We start from the raw sequence: 19250 nt of genomic DNA, 5'->3' as shown, positions 1-19250 counted from the left end.
AACTGTCACTGTTATCGTTACTCTACTCCATGCTCTACTTAGTGCAAGTTTTAATAAGCAAGCTTTCGCTTTCCTAAGAGGCCGATTATGAACAAATCAAGGAGGCTCCATGTTCGGACTTGATGCATTGGAGCTGGCACGGATCCAGTTCGCCTTCACCGTTTCCTTCCATATTATCTTCCCGGCGATCACCATCGGCATGGCCAGCTATCTGGCGGTGCTCGAAGGCCTATGGCTGAAAACCGGCAATCAGGCTTACCGGGACCTGTACCACTTTTGGTCCAAAATCTTTGCCGTCAACTTCGGCATGGGCGTGGTTTCCGGCCTGGTGATGGCCTATCAGTTCGGCACCAACTGGAGCTTTTTCTCCGAATTTGCCGGCAGTATCACCGGCCCATTGCTGACCTATGAAGTGCTGACTGCCTTCTTCCTCGAAGCCGGATTCCTGGGCGTAATGCTGTTTGGCTGGAATCGTGTTGGCCCCGGCCTGCACTTCTTTGCTACCTGTATGGTAGCACTCGGCACGCTGATCTCCACCTTCTGGATCCTGGCCTCCAACAGTTGGATGCAGACTCCGCAGGGGCACGAGATCATCAACGGTGTGGTCGTGCCGGTTGACTGGTTCAAAGTGATCTTCAACCCGTCCTTCCCTTACCGCCTGCTGCATATGACCACCGCGGCATTCCTGTCGTCGGCCTTCTTTATCGGTGCCTCGGCGGCCTGGCACCTGTTGCGTGGCCGTGATACGCCAGCCATGCGCAAGATGCTGTCAATGGCCATGTGGATGGCACTGATCGTCGCCCCTATCCAGGCGGTGATCGGTGACGCACACGGCCTCAATACGTTGAAATATCAACCGGCCAAAATCGCCGCCATCGAAGGCCACTGGGAAAACCCGCCGGGAGAGGCCACGCCGCTGATCCTGTTCGGATGGCCGGATATGGAACGAGAAGAAACCCGCTTCAAGGTGGAAATCCCTTACCTGGGCAGCCTGATCCTCACCCACAGCCTCACCGAGCAGGTTCCGGCGTTGAAATCCTTCGCACCGGAAGATCGCCCTAACTCCACCGTAGTGTTCTGGTCGTTCCGGATCATGGTGGCGCTGGGCATGCTGATGATCCTGGCTGGCGTGTGGAGCCTGTGGCTACGCTGGCGCGGCGGGCTGTATCAGTCCAAACCTTTCCTGTACTTCATTCTATGGATGGGGCCTTCGGGGCTGATCGCCTTGCTGGCGGGGTGGTTCACCACCGAGATTGGCCGCCAACCGTGGGTCGTCTACGGGCTGCAACGCACCGCCGATGCCGTCTCTGCCCATGGCGACATCCATATGAGCGTGAGCCTGCTGGCCTTTATCGCCGTCTACTGCTCGGTGTTTGGCGTCGGTTACTCCTACATGATGCGCCTGATCCGCAAAGGCCCGCAGGCCCATGAAGGTGACGAGCCAAGCGGCCACGGCACTCCGGCACGCCCGCTCTCAGCGGTACACGAAACTTTGGACGACAGGAGCTGAACATGGGTATCGATCTTCCGTTGATTTGGTTTGTGATCATCGTGTTCAGCACCATGATGTACGTGGTCATGGACGGCTTTGATCTGGGCATCGGCATTCTGTTCCCATGGGTGAAAGATAGCCACGATCGCGATGTGATGATGAATACCGTAGCACCGGTATGGGACGGCAACGAAACCTGGCTGGTGCTTGGTGGGGCCGCCCTGTTTGGTGCTTTCCCTCTGGCGTATGCGGTGATCCTGGATGCGTTGGCCATTCCCCTCACGCTGATGCTGTTTGGCCTGATCTTCCGCGGCGTGGCCTTTGAGTTCCGCTTCAAAGCCAAACCGGAAAAGCGCCATATCTGGGATAAGGCGTTTATCGGCGGTTCAATCCTGGCCACCTTCTGCCAGGGCGTGGTCGTCGGGGCGATTATCGACGGTTTCCCGGTGGAAGGCCGTGCCTATGTTGGTGGTCCCTTCGACTGGTTCACTCCGTTCGCCCTGTTCTGCGGTTTGGGCCTGGTAGTGACCTATGCGTTACTCGGCTGCACCTGGTTGGTGATGAAGACTGCCGGAAGCTTGCAGACCCGGATGCATCGTCTGACCACACCGCTGCTGGTTAGCCTGCTGCTAATCTTGCTGGCCGTCAGCGTCTGGACGCCGATCGCTCACCCTGAAATTGCGACCCGCTGGTTCAGCCTGCCGAACCTGTTCTGGCTGCTGCCGGTGCCGCTGCTGGTGCTGCTCAGCGCCTGGGGGATCTGGCACGGCGTACGCCACGATGCCCACTATTCGCCGTTCCTGCTGACGCTGTTGCTGGTGTTTCTGGGGCTAAGCGGTCTGGGTATCAGCATCTGGCCGCTGCTGATCCCACCGACCATCACCCTATGGCAAGCCGCTGCGCCGCTACAAAGCCTGGGCTTTATGCTGGTGGGCGCGCTGTTTATTATTCCGATTATTTTGGTCTACACCTTCTGGAGCTACTACGTGTTCCGCGGCAAGGTGAGCCATGAGGATGGGTATCACTGATGATGAATAAGACGATGAATGAGAACACCGCTACCATTCCCTGGTGGAAACGCGTCGGCTGGCTGGTGGTTATCTGGAGTGCCAGCGTCCTGGGGCTGTTTTTGGTCGCTTCGCTATTCCGCCTGCTGATGACCGCCGCCGGGATGAAGCCGGAATAACTTCACTGCTTCCCCATCGCCCCCAAAAAACGCTGTTGCATCTGCAACAGCGTTTTCAGATCCAGACACTGATAATCCAGCCCGTGTTGAGCGGCAACCTCGGCAATGATCTTCGCCAAGGCCGGGTAATGCCGATGACTCCAATGCGGGAACAGATGGTGGGTCAGGTGCAGGTTGGCACCGCCCAGCCAGTAACCAACCCAGCGTGGCGTGGCCTGCCAGTCGAAGGTGGTGGCAAACAGATGTTGATACCAGCCATGCACCATCTTGCCCTGCTCGGGAGCCTGATAAAAATTGGCTTTGGCCCAATGGGTACCCACAATCAGCATCACAAATACCAACGACGACAGCATCTGGCTCAGCAGGTAAGTTAGCCAGATCGCCGTGGCGCTGACATCAGGCGGCATCAGCCATAGCGGGATTGCCAACGCCAACGTGAAGTGTGCCAGCTTGCTCAGCAAGAAAACGCCCCAGCCTTTGCTCCCCTGCAACATCATCTTGGGCGTCATGCGTGTTTTGCCAGCCCGATCCAACCAGTCAAACAGCCAGATGTAATACGGGAAAGTCAGTGCCGCCACTATCGGCCAGTAGTATTGCTGCAAACGCATAAAGGTTTTGCGCTGCTGGAACGGCGTTTGCCGCAGCACGCCGTTCGGCTCAATATCCGGATCGTAACCTTCGATATTGTTGTAGGCATGGTGGAAGATGACGTGGCGCACCCGCCAACAGTCCGCATCCAACCCCAACGGGATGCTCACAATAAAGTTAAGCCAGTGGTTCAGCCGTGCCCGTTTGAAAAAGGCATTGTGTGAAGCGTCGTGCACCACGTTCACCGTCAACATCATGGCGGAGAAAATAAAGCCGACGTAGCAGCCGAAATAGGCCCAGGCGTTTTGCTGCTGCAAACTGAGTGCATAAAAGCCCGCGCACACCAAGATTAGCAGCAATACCTTGGCGATCATCCCTCGGTCGGCAAAGCGGTGGTCGCCCCGCTCCGCCAGATAGGCCTGGCTGCCACGCATCAGCGCCAGATGAATATCGCGGTTCTCCCGTTGGAACGCCAAGGGCCGCAGCGGCGTGGTGTCTGGCATCTTCATAGAGGCTGTTGCCCCATCGTACGTAGGAAGCGTTGCTGCTGTTGCAACAGCTCACGATAGCTGATGCAGCGATAATCCATGGCATAGCGTGGCGCGAGTTCAGCCAGAATGGCGGCTAGCGCTGGATAATGGCGGTGATTCCAGCCGGGGAACAGATGATGGGTGAGATGATAATTCAGCCCGCCGGTCAGATGATGCAACCACTTCGGCGAGGTTTCCCAGTCGCAGGCAGTGGCAAAGTTGTGCCGATACCAGCCCTGCGGCATTTGGCCTCCTTCTGGCACAGCGTAAAACTCAGCCTGCGCCCAGTGGGTACCCAGCAGTAAGAACACCACCAGCAGCGAGGCTAGCATCTGGCTCAACAGATAGGCGATCAGCACCGTTTGCCAGCCAATGCCGTGTTGCTGGCAAACCACCAACGGGATCACCAGCACCACCACTATGTGACACAGTTTGCTGGCAATAAACACCGCCCAGCCCTTGCGTCCGGCCAGCACACCCTCGGCGGCCAACGGGGTTTTGCCCAACCGGTCTGACCAATCAAACACCAGCGCGATATAGGGCAGCGACAAGGCGGCAATCAGCGGCCAGTAAAGGTGCTGATAGCGCATGTGCGCTCGCCATTGCTGGAACGGCGTCTGGCGGAAAAAGCCGTTCTCTTCGGTATCCAGATCGTAATGTTCGACGTTGGCATACACATGGTGATAGCTGACGTGCCTTGTCCGCCAATAGTCCGGATCGACCCCCAGCGGGATCGTCACCAAACGCCCCGCCAGGCGATTCACCCAAGGAGTGCGGGCAAACGCGTTATGCGAAGCGTCATGATTGACGTTGACGTTCAGCAACATGCCCATCATGACAAAGGCAAAGTAGCACAGCATAAACGCCAGCCCCTGCTGCTGCATCAGGCTGAGCAGGTAGAACCCCACGCACAGCAACAACAGGACGATAGCCTTGACCCAACGGGCCACATCGGCAAAGCGGTGATCGTTACGGCCGCTCAGATAAGCATGGGCCCGTCGTTTCAGTTCACGATGAAACGCCTGTTCCCCATCCGCAGGGAAAGAGAGTGGCGGCAACGGATCAACCATGTAAAGCCTCCTTCTGGCGTCCCCAGCCAGCGGCAACGGCGCAGCCATGCACGGCAATGCCGCAGGTCATCAGCCACCAGTAAGGTTGGTGCCAACCCAGCGCCAGCAGCAACAGCAGTGGAGCGGCCAACGCCACCAGCAACCAGACCTTTACACCCCAGCTACGGCCTTCGGCAATCCCACCCAGGGCCACCGCGCCAACCGCCAACAGCATAAACAGTACCGCCTGCTCGCCGGTCAGGCCGTTGTAGCCGTACCCGAAACGATACACGTAGCCCAGCACCAGGGCGAACAGCAACAACGCACCACTCACCATGCACCAGGCGGAGCTGCGGAAACGGGCGCTATTGGCAGAGGGTTTGAAAGGCAGTTTGAAGTAGCGCAAAAACGGCTGATTGCTGGCCCAGAACGGGTTAGCCGACGATTTCTCCCCGCGTACGCCATAGGCGAAAGGCTCGGTTGGCAGCGACGGTCCAAAGGTGCCAAACAGCTTGTCCCAGAAGATAAAGCTGCCACCAAAATTACGGTTGGAATAGGCCAGATCGTTGACGTGATGCACCCGATGGTGCGCCGGGGTAACGAAGATTTTTTCCAGCCAGCCCAGTGTTGGGGTCAGCGCATTATGGTTAAACAGCTGAATGCCGTAGTGCAGGATCGAAACGGTAATGAACACCGAAAGCGGCACTCCGGCCAACGCCAGCAGCATAAAGAACGGGATCGACGTTAATGACGAATACCACGAGTTACGCACGCCCAGCGACAGATTGAAGTGTTCTCCCTGGTGATGCACCACATGCACCGCCCACAGCAGGCGGAAACGGTGATGCAGGCGATGTAACCAGTAAAAACCAAAGTCCCACGCCAGCAGAGCAAACAGCCACACCAGCGCGACCGGCCAGCTATCTACCAGGCCCAGGCTGTAATGGGTCGCCACATAGCCATAGCAGAAAATCTCCAGCCCCCGGAACAGCCACAGCATGATATGCCCGGAGTTGAGGTTGAAGATCACATCGTGCCAATCAACGCTGCCCCGGTTGCGCTTTTGCAGCCAAAGGGCTTCACCCAGCACCACGCACAGCATAAATACTATCGGTATTACCAGATCGGTCATGGTCGTTCTCCCTGACGAAAATCACTGACAATCCATCGAACATGCTGGCAGGCATAGCCTACGGCCATGGCCAACACCGCCCCACTGAGCAAATCCACCAACAGGTGACGGCGCAGTTGCAGAATAGAGAAGGCAATCGCCACTCCCCAAACCGACAACAGTACGCTGCGCCATTTTTTCCGACTGTCCGCCACGGCCCACACGGCCAGGGCCGTCAAGGCTATATGTAAAGAGGGTAAACAGTTTTGTTTGGAATCAATCCCGATCAATGCCGCCAGCATGGTTGAGCTGAGTGAACTGCCCTGATCGACCGGGTAGTCCATCGTCGTCGGCCACAGCAGATAGATGGCCCCCGCAACAAGAGCGGCAAGCTGCATTGAGCTTCTAAGCCATTTGATCCGGCTCAGCGGACACAGCAGATAGCACAGCGGAACGATCAGGAAAAAAGACAGGTATAGCCAGATAGCATGCGGGCTGAAGGGAATGGCACGATCCAGCCAACTCGGCGTCAGCTGATAACCAGCGCCTTGCCATCGGTCAGTGCTGTTATAAATCAGGCCGACAAAGCCCCAACCCAGCAGCATTTGCCATAGGCGATAGATCACCTCTTTCATGGCACCTCCGGCAACCGTACGATACGTCGGCGTTTAGCATCGAACTGCGGCATGATGCGTTGTGCGGTCAGTTGCCATTCCAGTTGCTGCACCGCGATACCCTGCTGGGTAAACAGCGCAATCAGTTGCTGCTGGCAATGTACCAGTTCTTCCGGACTGCAGTCGGCCATCAGGTGCAGCCGCTGGCCAGACAACTGGGTCAGGCGATAATCCGCCACGGCGGGCAACGCGTTGGCAATCACCCGGCGGCACAAGTCGGCAAAGACTCGCTGCGCCGCCCCCAGCAATCCTGGCAGTAACAGCTGATCGTCACAGCGCCCTTCAATCCGCTCCAACGCCATGCTGGCCTGGCCGCACGGGCAAGGCTCCATACACCGTACCAAAATATCATCCAGCCGATAACGCACGATCGGCTGCGTACGGCGGGTAAAATCGGTGATTAACGGGGTAAAGCGCTGTTCATCGAGCCACTGTGGTTCCACGTGAATAAACTCTTCGTTCAGATGCAAGGTGCCGTGGCTACAGGTGGCAGCCAGAAAACCTTCGGTGGCCTGATAGACTTCGCCCACGTCGGCAAATACCCGCTTTAGCAGTTGACGATCCTGCGGCTCCAGCACCTCGGCCACCGAGATCACCTTTTTCACCTGTAGCCGTAACTCGCCCCGTTCGACCGCATGAGCCAACGCGCACAATACCTGCGCAGGTGCGACCACGATGGTGGGTTGCTCCCGTTCAATCTGCGGTAAGTGCTCGGCAAAGGGTGCAAACAAATCGTAAAACGTCAGGCTCAACCAGCGGTTGTTGACGCTGTGATACAGATTGTTGTCCGCACGCAGAAACAGCGCGACCCGCTCACCGGCAAATACCCCTTGCGGCAGCATTTTTGCCAGCATGCCGCCAGCCCAAATCTGCTGCTCCTGCGGGCTGACCACAAATACGCCGCGCCGCCCGGAGGTACCGGTCGATAGACCCACGCTGTATTTGCCCACTTTTGGGGTGAAGTCGCGATCGGTTTCGCTGCGCCTGGCGCAGGCCAACAGCGCCTCAAGTTGCAGCCCGGCGGTATTCATCCGATCAAAATGCGTCATCATGATCGCTTTGTCCATTTCTGGCCATTCGCTCACAGGTAACAGACAGTATGGCCGGAAATAGGGGCTATACGCCAATACCCGGCGGGCAAAGCGTTTTAACTGACGCGCCTGGTAAGCCTCCAGTTCTGCCCTTTCGGTGAAATGCAGCCTGCGCGCTCGCAGATAATGCCACAGCGTCATCAGCGGGATCATAAATCCCCCTCATGGCACAACAGGATCTCCGCCGCGCCGCCGTGATGCAGCTGGTTGAGCGCTTCAAGGGTTTGGTAGTAGCTACGCGGATTGTCCATGATCAGGTTCGCCAGCCGCGAAGGGCCACGCAGTTGCTGGTAGTTCAGCGGCGACCAGGCGGCATCGCTTGCCAGCAGCGTCCAGCCCGCGTCGGTTTGAACAAAGGCGCCAAGGTGGCCCGCAGCATGCCCTGGCAGAGGAACAATGAAGATTTGCCCATCGCTGCCCGGCAGCGCATATCCCTGCTGGAACGGTGCCAGTTCGGCTGGCAGACTCTGTAGCGGGAATGACTCCACAAACTGCAATGCGGATTCAAACTCCTCGGGGATCAACCCCGGTATAAACGCCCGCTTCAGGGCGGCAAAGCCACGCAGCTCTCGAGTTTGCTGCCAGCCCTCACCGGAACAAATCATGTTGAGGCTGCTGAAATCGCGCAGGCCAGCGATATGGTCAGCATGAAAATGGGAAATGATCACCGCCTCAATATCACGCACGCCTACACCCCGGTTACGCAACTGTTCAAGCAGCGCCTGCTGTGGGCTGAAATAGACCGGGGTGATCTGGCTATACAACCGGAAAATACCGCTGGCGGTGTACTGTTGAAAATAGCTGGCATAACCGGTATCCCATAGCCAGCGACGATCGCCCACCTCCAGCAGGTAGGCACGGGAGGGGAATTTGCAGCTACGCATTGGCGAGCCACGCAGCGCCATGCAGCCAAGGTGGGTGCAATAGCCGATTTCAAAGGGGGTGATGTTAGCCATGCGCCGCCATCCCCTGCTGTTTCATCCATTGCCCTGTCAGCTCTATCCCCTGCTCCAGGCTATAACGTGGCCGGTAGCCCAGCTCTTCAATCGCGCGGCTGTTATCCAACGTCATATCAAAATAGGCGGCCGCCGCGCTGTAGCGCGTCAGCACCGGCTCTTTGCCGGTAAAATGGGCTATCAATTCCATGCCACCTGCCACCGCCCACAACAGTCGGTAAGGCAATGCCTGCACCCGATATTGCCAGCCTAGCTGCTGGGCTAGCAGTTGGTGCAGCATATCCTCCAGCCGCTGCGGCTGTTGGTTGGTGATGTTATAAATGCCGCCGGAAGGCAAATTCGGCCGGTTGCTGGCCAGATCCATTGCATGTACTACGTTGAGCACAAAGGTCAGATCCAGATAGGCTTTACCGCCGCCGGGCAGGCGCAGAGCACCTTTATCACGCTGCATCTGGGCCAGGATCCTGGGTACGATCACTCGGTCATGTGGCCCAAACAGGCCACGAGGTCGCAGGATCAGGTACGTGGTTTGCGGATAGCGATGCAACAGCGCACCAATGCTCTGTTCGGCAGCATACTTACTGGCGGCGTAATGATTGGCAAACCGGCGGGCAGATTCACCCTCGGCAATGTTGTGATGATGTTTAAAGTCAAAATAGATCGCCGGGGTCGAGATATGGATAAAGCGTTTCACCCCGCAACGCCCGGCAGCTTTGGCTAGCTTTTCCGTGACGTAGGTGTTGGCCTGGAAAAACGCCTTGCGATCGCCCCACGGGGCAGATTTGGCGGCACAGTGCCAGACGATGTCATAACCCCTCATCAGTTGTTCGCACTGTTCCATCCCGGCACGGGTCAGATCCAACGGGGTAAACTTTGCCCCCAGAGCCACCAACTCACGGCCAACGGCCTCATCACGCCCGGTGGCATGCACCTGATGTCCGGCAGCCAGCAGCCACTCGGCCGCATTGCGCCCTAACCCACTGGTCGCTCCGGTTACCAAGACTTTCATGGCAGCAGAACCATGCCGCCCAGGGTCAGCCCAGCAGCGGTACCGATCAACATTACCGGCTGATTGGCATTCAGCCTGTCGGTGATCGCCGCCTCGTGCAGCGCGGAAGGAATTGATGCCGCCACCTGGTTGCCCCGGTAACGATAGATATCCACCAACGCCTCCGGCGCTACATGCAGCCTTTTGCGCATATGTTCCAGCGAGAGATGGCTGGCCTGATGCGGCACCACGGTGGCGATTTGTGGCAAGGTGAGCCCTGCGGCGCTCAGCAAGCGCTCAAGGTAGCCTTCAATCAGCGCCGAAGCCTGGCGGAACAGCTGCTTGCCCTTCATATGGAACAGAAAATCGCTGTCGTTCATCCCGGCACGCGGGTTACGGCGTGTGCCACCGGCGCGGATTTCACACAGATCGCTGCCTTCCGGGTAGGTTTCCATCAGGTAGGACAAAATCCCGCTGCGCCCATCGCCGCGTTCCACAATGGCACAGGCGGCACCATCGCCAAAAATCAGTGAGGACTCTTCATCTTCCCAGTCGATACCGCGGGAGGCGATATCGGCAGAGACGATGGCAATACGCCGGTAAACGCCGGCGTTGAGTAGCCCTGCCGCCACCTGCAATGCGCTAATAAAGCTGACGCAGCTGGTATTGATATCAAAGCCTGCGGTACCTGAGGGTAAGCCGGCGATTTTAAGAATATGCGCGGCACTAAAGGGCAATGCCTGTACAGAAATGGCCGAGGCCGAGATCAACAGATCGATGGAGCCACGCACAATAGTATGGCGAGCCAGCGCGTCATCCAATGCGGCGACGGCCAGTTCAGCCTGGCTGGCCTGATTGCTGGCATGAAAGCGATGAATAATTCCCGAGCGTTTTTCTACATAGCCGTCGGGTTTGTTCAACTGCCGATCCAACGCCGAAGATTCGACGCAGCCGGGAGGCAAAGCCGCTCCTGTCGCAATGATTTTCAGCGGCAGCACGGGGTGGGACAGGTTATCAATGGTCATAGGTGTTCAGTCTGCTTATCCCTAACTCATTTGGCTTAGCATCCAGCGTAATTAATCAAACTTTTTACGCTCTTTTGATCTAGCCCTTATTTAACATCAGCATAAGGAAAATCCTAACAGGAATTTTTACTGATTGATTCCGTTCGCTTAACTAACCTGGTAAACCATGCCGTTAACCTAATGGCACAGCCTAGATCAACGCCGAAAAGAGATCTATAAGAATAAGCTGTTTGGCCATGTCCTGGGAGGCTAAGGCAGGCCAAAATCAATGACTGAATCAACGGTAAAAGGGTATTGATGCGGGGAAAACAGAACAGCGGCAACGTCCAAAGACCTTGCCGCTGGGTAACGCGGGGAATTAACGGCGGTTACGCACCAACTGGTAGCGGCGAGTCAGATATTCCACCGGCACGCTCCAGATATGCACCAGGCGGCAGAACGGGAAAATCAGGAACAGGGTCATGCCGAGCACGATATGGATCTTGAATATCAGTGCAACCCCTTCCAGGTGTTGAGCTGCACCGCCATGGAAGGTCACCACCGCTTGCGCCCAGGCCACCAACTTCAGCATCTCGCTGCCGTCCATGTGTTGAGCAGAGAACGGAATGGTCAACAGCCCCAGGCACACCTGCACGACCAGCAACGTCAGGATCAGGATATCCCCTACGCTACTGGTGGCGCGGATACGTGGGTTTGTCAGACGGCGCTTTAATAACAGCACGCCGCCCACCAACATCATCACGCCACAGGCCCCACCGGCAAACATCGCCATTTTCTGCTTCACGGCGATCGGCAGGAAAGATTCATACATCCAGTGCGGCGTCAGCATGCCGAGGAAATGCCCGGCAAAAATGCCCAGAATGCCAATATGGAACAGATTGGAGGCCAGCCGCATGCCCTTTTTATCCAGCATCTGGCTGGAGCCAGCACGCCAGGTGTATTGCCCGTAGTCGTAACGCAGCCAACTGCCGATCAGGAAGATCGCCCCGGCGATATACGGATAGATATCGAAGAAGAAAAGCGTCAGAAAGTGCATGATTAGCGTCCTTTGGTTGCCGAGGTCATTGAGCCCACATCCAGATACTGTGGCGCTACCGCCCCAGCAAAGCGCCGCTGGTGAGTGGCTTGCTGCGCCGAAGCACAGCCCTGCTCACCCAAAAACTTGATCTGTTCTTCTTCCCAGACGGCATCCAGTGCCTGTGGCGTGTCGTCACGTGTTTCACCGGCAACTTGTGGCTGCAAACTTTTGGCTGCAACGCCACTAGCAGACAACACCAGCAGCAGATCGAACAGCACCGCATACGGGCTTTGACGCTGCTGCAAGCGAGCACCCAGCAGGGCCAGAATGGGGGCGATATCCTGCAATCCGCCCTGAGCTTCCTCTTTGTTGCGGCTAGCCAGATATTCCAGATACAGCGGCAGGAAGTCCGGTAGTTCCCGGCTATCGATCTCCAACCCGGCTTCGCGGTATTGCGCCATCAGATCGACCATCGCCTGGCCACGGTCGCGGGATTCACCGTGAACGTGCTCAAACAACAACAGTGAAGTCGCACGGCCGCGATCGAACAGCTCGCAATACTCCGCCTGCACGTCCAGCAACGGACGGACGCAGAAGCGGCGGATAAACAGAATCAGCTGGGCACTGTGATGCAAATCCAGTTCGCAGGCTGTTTCCAGGGCTTCCACCAGCTCTTGCTGATGGTCAAACAGTTCCTGTTCAGGATAATCTAGCAGGCGGGCAATAATTCGCAGAGCGATCATGAAGCATCCTCCTTGCGCGGGGTTTTCTGCGTCACGTCGATGGCATCGATGCGGCGGCTGTTAAACAGGTTGAATTTGCTGTCGCTGCCGTGGCAACCGTCGCCAAAGCTGAAGCCACAGCCTTTGCTTTCAGGGAAGGCTTCGCGCGCCAGCTCACGATGGCTGGAAGGCACGACGAAACGGTCTTCGTAGTTAGCGATCGCCAGATAGCGATACATCTCTTGCGCCTGCGCCTCTGTCAGCCCCACCTGCTCCAGCGCGCTGGTATCCACCACGCCGTCCACGGTTTCTGCCCGCTTGTAGTGGCGCATCGCCAACATCCGTTTCAGCGCCAACAGCACCGGAGCGGTATCCCCGGCGGTCAACAGATTCGCCAGATATTGCACCGGGATGCGCAGGCTTTCGACATCAGGCAACACGCCGCTATGGGCCAACTCACCGGCATCGGCAGCCGACTGGATCGGAGACAACGGCGGCACGTACCACACCATCGGCAAGGTGCGATATTCCGGGTGCAGCGGCAACGCCAGCTTCCAGTCCATCGCCATCTTGTAAACCGGCGACTGCTGCGCAGCCTCAATCACCCCTTGCGGGATACCGTCTTTCAGCGCTTGCTCAATCACCGCCGGGTCGTGCGGATCGAGGAAGATATCCATTTGGCTCTGATACAGGTCTTTATCGTTCTCTGTAGCGGCCGCTTGTTCAATGCGGTCGGCATCGTACAGCAGCACGCCGAGATACCGGATACGCCCCACGCAGGTTTCCGAACATACGGTCGGCTGGCCAGCCTCAATCCTTGGGTAGCAGAAGATGCACTTCTCCGATTTGCCGCTCTTCCAGTTGAAGTAGATTTTCTTGTAAGGGCAGCCGGTAAGGCACATCCGCCAGCCGCGGCATTTGTCCTGATCGATCAGCACAATGCCGTCTTCGCCGCGTTTATAGATCGCTCCGCTCGGACAAGTCGCCACACAGGCCGGGTTCAGGCAGTGCTCGCACAGGCGTGGCAGATACATCATGAAGGTGTTTTCGAACTGGCCGTACATCGCCTTCTGCATGTTGTCGAAGTTTTTATCCTTGGCACGCTTGTCGAACTCACCGCCGAGGATCTCTTCCCAGTTTGGGCCACTTTCGATCTTGTTCATCCGTTGACCAGTGATCAGCGAGCGCGGACGGGCGATCGGCTGATGCTTGCCCTGCGGGGCAGTGTGCAGATTCTGGTAGTCGTAATCGAACGGCTCGTAATAATCGTCCAGCGCGGGAACATCCGGGTTGGCAAAGATCTTCGACAGCAGGCCAACGCGGTTACCCATGCGCGGCTCCAGCTTGCCGTTGATTTTGCGTATCCAGCCGCCCTTCCATTTATCCTGATCTTCCCAGGCGTTGGGATAACCGATGCCCGGCTTGCTTTCCACGTTGTTGAACCAGGCATATTCCATGCCTTCGCGGCTGGTCCAGACGTTCTTACAGGTTACCGAACAGGTATGGCAACCGATGCACTTGTCCAGGTTGAGCACCATGCCAACTTGCGAACGAATTTTCATTTGGCTTTCTCCTGCTGGCTGCCCTGCGCGTAGTCGTTACCTTCGCCGTCTAACCAGTCGATATGGTCCATTTTGCGCACCACCACAAACTCATCGCGATTCGAGCCAACGGTGCCGTAGTAGTTAAAACCGTAGGCCAACTGCGCATAGCCGCCGATCATATGGGTCGGTTTCGGGCACACGCGGGTCACCGAGTTGTGGATCCCGCCGCGCTGGCTGGTAATTTCCGAGCCTGGAATGTTCACGATACGTTCCTGCGCGTGATACATCATGGTCATGCCCGACGGAATACGCTGGCTGACCACCGCACGAGCGGTGAGCGCGCCGTTGGCGTTGAAGGCCTCGATCCAGTCGTTATCTTCAATGCCCAAATCTTTGGCATCGTCCTCACTCAACCAGACGATTGGCCCGCCGCGTGACAGGGTCAGCATCAACAGGTTGTCGCTGTAGGTGGAGTGAATGCCCCACTTCTGGTGCGGAGTCAGGAAGTTCAGCGCCTTCTCTTTATTGCCGTTTGGCTTTTTGTTCAGCAACGGCTGCGCGGCACGAGTGTCGATCGGCGGGCGATAAACCAGCAGGCTTTCCCCGAAGGCTCGCATCCACTCGTGATCCTGATACAGCTGTTGACGGCCGCTCAGGGTGCGCCACGGGATCAACTCATGCACGTTGGTGTAGCAGGCGTTGTAAGAAACGTGTTCGTCTTCCAGGCCAGACCAGGTCGGGCTGGAGATGATCTTGCGCGGCTGGGCCTGAATATCGCGGAAGCGGATTTTTTCGTCTTCCTTGTTCAGCGCCAGATGGGTGTGATCGCGCCCGGTGATGTTGCTCAGCGCCTGCCAGGCTTTCACCGCCACCTGCCCATTGGTTTCCGGTGCCAGCGAGAGGATCACCTCCGCCGCATCGATAGCACTTTCTATCTTAGGCCGCCCAACTGCCGGGCCTTCGGTCTTCACGTAGTTGAGCTTTTTCAGGAAGTCGACTTCGGTCTGGGTGTTCCAACTGATGCCCTTACCCCCATTGCCAAGCTTGTCCAGCAGCGGGCCGAGCGAGGTAAAGCGCTCGTAGGTCGCGGGGTAATCGCGTTCTACCACCATGATGTGCGGCGCAGTTTTGCCCGGGATCAGCTCGCACTCGCCTTTCTTCCAGTCTTTCACGCCGTAGGGCTGCGCCAGTTCGGCGGCGGAGTCATGCTGGATCGGCAGCGTGACAATGTCTGTCTCCTGACCCAGGTGACCAACGCAAACCTCGGAGAACGCTTTGGCGATACCCTTGTAGATCTCCCAGTCGCTCTTGGAATCCCAGGCAGGATCGACAGCCGCAGACAGCGGATGAATAAACGGATGCATATCCGAGGTATTCATATCGTCTTTCTCGTACCAGGTGGCGGTGGGCAACACAATGTCGGAATACAGGCAGGTGCTGGACATGCGGAAATCAAGCGTCACGACCAGATCCAACTTGCCTTCACCACCGTTATCCAACCACTCGACTTCCTGCGGTTTTACGCCGCCCTGCTGGCCCAGATCCTGGCCCTGGATGCCATTCTCGGTCCCCAGCAGATATTTGAGCATGTATTCATGTCCCTTGCCGGAGGAGCCCAGCAGGTTGGAGCGCCAGACGAACAGGTTACGCGGGAAGTTCTGTGGATTATCCGGTTGTTCGGCAGCAAAGCGAACGTTGCCCTGTTTCAGGCTCTCCACGGTGAAGTCCAGCGGTGTCTGACCGGCCGCTTTGGCCTGAGCGGCCAGAAGCAGCGGGTTGGTGTCCAGTTGCGGTGCCGATGGCAACCAACCCATGCGTTCAGCACGCACGTTCAGGTCGATCAGGCTGCCAGCAAACTGGCTCTTGTCCGCCATCGGTGATAACAGCTCTTCAGTGCCGACCGTCTCATAGCGCCATTGGCTGGAGTGGTTGTAGAAGAACGAGGTGCTGTTCATATGGCGCGCCGGCCGTTGCCAATCCAGGCCAAAGGCCAGCGGCATCCAACCGGTTTGTGGGCGCAGTTTTTCCTGGCCAACATAGTGCGCCCAGCCGCCACCGCTTTGGCCAACGCAACCGCAGAAGATCAGCATGTTGATCAACCCGCGATAGGTCATGTCCATGTGATACCAGTGGTTGACGCCGGCCCCAACGATAATCATCGAACGGCCGTGGGTTTTCTCGGCATTCTCGGCAAACTCGCGCGCAATGCGGATGATGTTGTGGCGTGACACGCCGGTGATTTGTTCTGCCCAGGCTGGCGTATAGGCTTTGACTTCGTCATAACCGTTGGCGCAGTTGGCATCATTCAGACCACGATCCAGGCCGTAGTTCGCCAGCGTCAGGTCGTAGACGCTGGTCACCAGCGCCTGGCTGCCGTCCGCCAGTTGCAGGCGTTTTACCGGCAGTTTGTGCAGCAGGATGTCGTCCAGCGCCACGCTGTTGAAATGCTCACTCTCGGCACCGCCGAAGTAAGGGAAGCCAACGTCAACCACCTCATCATGGCTGCCTAGCATACTAAGTTGCAGCTCTACATCCTGCTGGGCTTTACCTTCACGCTGTTCCAGATTCCATTTGCCCTTCTCACCCCAACGGAAGCCGATGGAGCCCTGCGGCGCCACCAGTTCACCGCTGGTCTGATCCAGCGCGACGGTTTTCCACTCGGGGTTGTTTTCCTGGCCAAGGCCATCCACCAGATCGGCGGCGCGCAGAAGGCGGCCAGCGGCGTAATAGCCCTCGGTGCGCGGTTCCAACATCACCAGCATCGGCATATCGGTGTAGCGGCGTACATAGTCGCGGAAATAGCCAACTTCACGATCCAGATGGAACTCTTTAAGCATCACGTGGCCCATCGCCAGCGCCATGGCGCTATCGGTACCCTGTTTCGGGTTCAGCCACTGGTCGCATAGCTTGGCTACTTCCGCATAGTCTGGCGTCACCGCGACGGTTTTGGTGCCCTTGTAGCGAACCTCGGTGAAGAAGTGGGCATCCGGGGTGCGCGTTTGCGGCACGTTGGAACCCCAGGCAATGATATACGAGGAGTTGTACCAGTCGGCGGATTCAGGCACGTCGGTCTGTTCGCCCCAGGTCATCGGCGAGGCCGGTGGCAAATCGCAGTACCAATCGTAGAAGCTCAGGCAGGTGCCGCCAATCAGCGATAGATAACGGGCACCGGCTGCGTAAGACACCATCGACATCGCCGGGATCGGCGAGAAGCCGATAATGCGGTCCGGGCCAAAGGTCTTGGCGGTATAGACGTTGGAGGCGGCGATCAGTTCATTGACCTCCTGCCAACTGGAACGAACAAAACCACCGCGGCCACGGGCCACTTTGTAGCTTTTGGCTTTTTCCGGGTCGGAAACGATCGAACCCCAGGCATCAACCGGATCGCTGTGCAAGGCTTTAGCCTCACGCCATAGCTTGATTAGGCGTTTGCGCATCAGCGGATATTTCAGGCGGTTGGCGCTGTAGAGATACCAGGAATAGCTGGCACCACGTGGGCAGCCACGGGGCTCATGGTTGGGCAAATCAGGACGGGTGCGTGGATAATCGGTCTGCTGGGTTTCCCAGGTAACCAGGCCGTTTTTCACATAGATTTTCCAGCTACAGGAGCCGGTGCAGTTAACACCATGGGTGGAGCGCACCACTTTGTCGTGCTGCCAACGGCTGCGGTAACCGTCTTCCCAATCGCGGTTGGTGTTCAGCGTTTGGCCATGACCGCCAGAGAAAGGTTCGGCCAGCTGCTTGAAGTAGCGGAACCGATCTAGAAATTTGCTCATCCGGAGTTCTCCTGAAGGCTCATCACCCTACGAGTTTCAAGCCGCAGCATGAAAGACGACGGGCATATTGTTGTAAGAAGTTGCCAAGTGACATTGCTCAATCTGCGGCCAAGGCTACTGATGCTCAGCCGGGCGTAACTTGATTGCGATCAAGGGAATCAGTGAGGAAAAACGTGGGGAGCGGTGGAAATACCACTAAAGGATGAGCGTTAAAATTAACGCTATCTAACTGTAATAAAACAAGAATAATGGATTTACAGAGATAAGCCTCTGGCGAACCTCCTGAAACGGAAATTTGGGGGTAGTGACGGTAAAAACGGAAGTGTGAGCTAGATTGATGACAAAATTACCGGATAATCTTGTCTGAAACGGCTTCCAGGGACTCCCTGCTAGCGAGTCCTACATTCAACCCGCATTTCCTTTTCATTCCCCGCCAGATACACGCAATTCAACGCCTGGGGATGAACACCTGGGGAGGTGTCTAATGAAAAAGAGAGGACCATACGAGGGCTGTTTAGCTGCTTATGCTGTATTGCAGGCCTGGTTTGGCTGCCCAAAGCATAGGATAAAAGTGAAACTGTCAACAACGCAATAAACGCTGCCAAATACTTCAATATTCGGCCCCCCGGCGTTAGCGTGTTTTGCCTGGGATCATCCAAAACCATTTCGCTTAATATCGGATTCATTCGGGAATAACCTTGCGACACCGTTGCATTTTCAATAATTTCATCGGCCATATGATTTAATTTATCCTCAGATAAATCACTATTGAAATTTTCACCATCATCATTTCCAGGAATAATCTTCGTAGCGGCGGCAGATTCCCCTGATGATATAAAGTTAAAAATCGCTTTATCGTCCACCTTATAGCCAAGACGAGGAATGGTCCTGATGAGAGCATGCTCCGTGTCGCCAATTTTCTGGCGAATGGACTTAATCGTCTGATTGATTGTCGAGTCTGAGCAATAGGTGCCTTTCCAGATAGTCTCAATGATTTCTGAGCGGCTCACCAACTCAGGCGACCGGTTAACCAGCAGGGAAAGGATCTGCAGCTCTTTCCAACGTAGGCGTGAACGCTGCCTGGAGGGGAGCAAAACATCAAAATTTATGATTTTTATTTCCTGTTCAGCAGCCACTTTTCATTTTCCTTATGAGTTCACAGCGTCCCCATTTGTATAGACATATGAAAAAATGTTCAACAATTTAAATATAAACTCGGTGAAACAGACTGACTTTATATTTCACCTGTTTTTCATAACTTAGTGAAATCATGCAGCTCACTAAGAAAAAACCACCCCCTCCTGGTCCATGGCCAATTCAGACATAAACCACTCCGCATCAAGGATTACGGATTTTCTTTTTTGATGAAATAGTGGGCATTAAGATTTCATCAATAAATAAACATGGGATCCTCTTATCAGCACTCAACAAAAAAGCGATGTTAATATAGACCAATAAAATCGCCAAGTGTCGGTAATATTACACATCGGAGTTTTGGCG

16 protein-coding genes are annotated in these 19250 nt (G+C 56.3%); 3 read left to right on the top strand and 13 right to left on the bottom strand.

The window, feature by feature from the left end:
- Positions 1-109 precede the first annotated feature (109 nt).
- The 3 genes from AC6HVW_RS04715 to AC6HVW_RS04705 are packed head-to-tail and all read left to right on the top strand — an operon-like array spanning position 110 to position 2678.
- The gene (locus tag AC6HVW_RS04715) at positions 110-1510 is read left to right on the top strand and encodes a cytochrome ubiquinol oxidase subunit I (RefSeq protein WP_059201082.1); all 1401 of its coding nucleotides are present in this window, start codon (positions 110-112) and stop codon (positions 1508-1510) included.
- 2 nt (positions 1511-1512) lie between these two features.
- Positions 1513-2520 (top strand): cytochrome d ubiquinol oxidase subunit II, encoded by a 1008-nt coding sequence (gene cydB / locus AC6HVW_RS04710; protein WP_059201083.1) that lies wholly within the window; start codon positions 1513-1515, stop codon positions 2518-2520.
- Positions 2521-2534: 14 nt separating this feature from the next.
- Positions 2535-2678 carry a DUF2474 domain-containing protein gene (locus tag AC6HVW_RS04705; RefSeq protein ID WP_094983222.1) on the top strand — a complete coding sequence of 48 codons (144 nt, stop codon included), beginning with the start codon at positions 2535-2537 and terminating at the stop codon, positions 2676-2678.
- Positions 2679-2680: 2 nt separating this feature from the next.
- Here AC6HVW_RS04705 and AC6HVW_RS04700 read toward each other — a convergent pair whose 3' ends face one another.
- The 13 genes from AC6HVW_RS04700 to AC6HVW_RS04640 form a co-directional block, all read right to left on the bottom strand.
- Positions 2681-3769, bottom strand: a complete 1089-nt coding sequence (locus AC6HVW_RS04700; RefSeq protein ID WP_071681123.1) for a fatty acid desaturase family protein — start codon at positions 3767-3769, stop codon at positions 2681-2683.
- 2 nt (positions 3770-3771) lie between these two features.
- Positions 3772-4866 carry a fatty acid desaturase family protein gene (locus AC6HVW_RS04695; protein ID WP_071680859.1) on the bottom strand — a complete coding sequence of 365 codons (1095 nt, stop codon included), beginning with the start codon at positions 4864-4866 and terminating at the stop codon, positions 3772-3774.
- Positions 4859-5977, bottom strand: a complete 1119-nt coding sequence (locus AC6HVW_RS04690; protein ID WP_071680860.1) for a sterol desaturase family protein — start codon at positions 5975-5977, stop codon at positions 4859-4861. Before AC6HVW_RS04690 ends, AC6HVW_RS04695 begins: the two co-directional genes overlap by 8 nt.
- Complete coding sequence (locus AC6HVW_RS04685) at positions 5974-6591, bottom strand: phosphatase PAP2 family protein (RefSeq protein ID WP_059201086.1); 618 nt, start codon at positions 6589-6591, stop codon at positions 5974-5976. The genes AC6HVW_RS04690 and AC6HVW_RS04685 overlap by 4 nt, the downstream gene beginning before the upstream one ends.
- Complete coding sequence (locus tag AC6HVW_RS04680; RefSeq protein WP_071680861.1) at positions 6588-7874, bottom strand: F390 synthetase-related protein; 1287 nt, start codon at positions 7872-7874, stop codon at positions 6588-6590. The genes AC6HVW_RS04685 and AC6HVW_RS04680 overlap by 4 nt, the downstream gene beginning before the upstream one ends.
- Positions 7871-8677: an MBL fold metallo-hydrolase gene (locus AC6HVW_RS04675; protein WP_071680862.1), complete on the bottom strand. Its 807-nt coding sequence runs from the start codon at positions 8675-8677 to the stop codon at positions 7871-7873. Before AC6HVW_RS04675 ends, AC6HVW_RS04680 begins: the two co-directional genes overlap by 4 nt.
- A complete protein-coding gene (locus AC6HVW_RS04670; protein WP_186487142.1) occupies positions 8670-9686 on the bottom strand; it encodes an NAD-dependent epimerase/dehydratase family protein in 1017 nt (338 codons plus the stop codon). Before AC6HVW_RS04670 ends, AC6HVW_RS04675 begins: the two co-directional genes overlap by 8 nt.
- Positions 9683-10690 (bottom strand): 3-oxoacyl-[acyl-carrier-protein] synthase III C-terminal domain-containing protein, encoded by a 1008-nt coding sequence (locus tag AC6HVW_RS04665; protein WP_186487144.1) that lies wholly within the window; start codon positions 10688-10690, stop codon positions 9683-9685. Before AC6HVW_RS04665 ends, AC6HVW_RS04670 begins: the two co-directional genes overlap by 4 nt.
- Positions 10691-11048: 358 nt before the next feature.
- Positions 11049-11726, bottom strand: a complete 678-nt coding sequence (gene narI / locus AC6HVW_RS04660; RefSeq protein ID WP_024485415.1) for a respiratory nitrate reductase subunit gamma — start codon at positions 11724-11726, stop codon at positions 11049-11051.
- Between the two features lie 2 nt (positions 11727-11728).
- On the bottom strand, positions 11729-12451 hold the full coding sequence (narJ, locus tag AC6HVW_RS04655) for a nitrate reductase molybdenum cofactor assembly chaperone (RefSeq protein WP_071680865.1): 723 nt from the start codon (positions 12449-12451) through the stop codon (positions 11729-11731).
- Positions 12448-13992 carry a nitrate reductase subunit beta gene (gene narH, locus AC6HVW_RS04650; protein ID WP_021805674.1) on the bottom strand — a complete coding sequence of 515 codons (1545 nt, stop codon included), beginning with the start codon at positions 13990-13992 and terminating at the stop codon, positions 12448-12450. The genes narJ and narH overlap by 4 nt, the downstream gene beginning before the upstream one ends.
- Positions 13989-17750, bottom strand: a complete 3762-nt coding sequence (locus AC6HVW_RS04645) for a nitrate reductase subunit alpha (protein WP_497569281.1) — start codon at positions 17748-17750, stop codon at positions 13989-13991. Before AC6HVW_RS04645 ends, narH begins: the two co-directional genes overlap by 4 nt.
- A 389-nt stretch (positions 17751-18139) precedes the next feature.
- Positions 18140-18886 (bottom strand): winged helix-turn-helix domain-containing protein, encoded by a 747-nt coding sequence (locus AC6HVW_RS04640; RefSeq protein WP_071680867.1) that lies wholly within the window; start codon positions 18884-18886, stop codon positions 18140-18142.
- Positions 18887-19250 lie beyond the last annotated feature (364 nt).

This window comes from Serratia sp. NCCP-200, assembly GCF_059697885.1.
The sequence above is the reverse complement of the archived record's forward strand: the minus strand, read 5'-3'. Positions and strand labels throughout refer to the sequence as shown.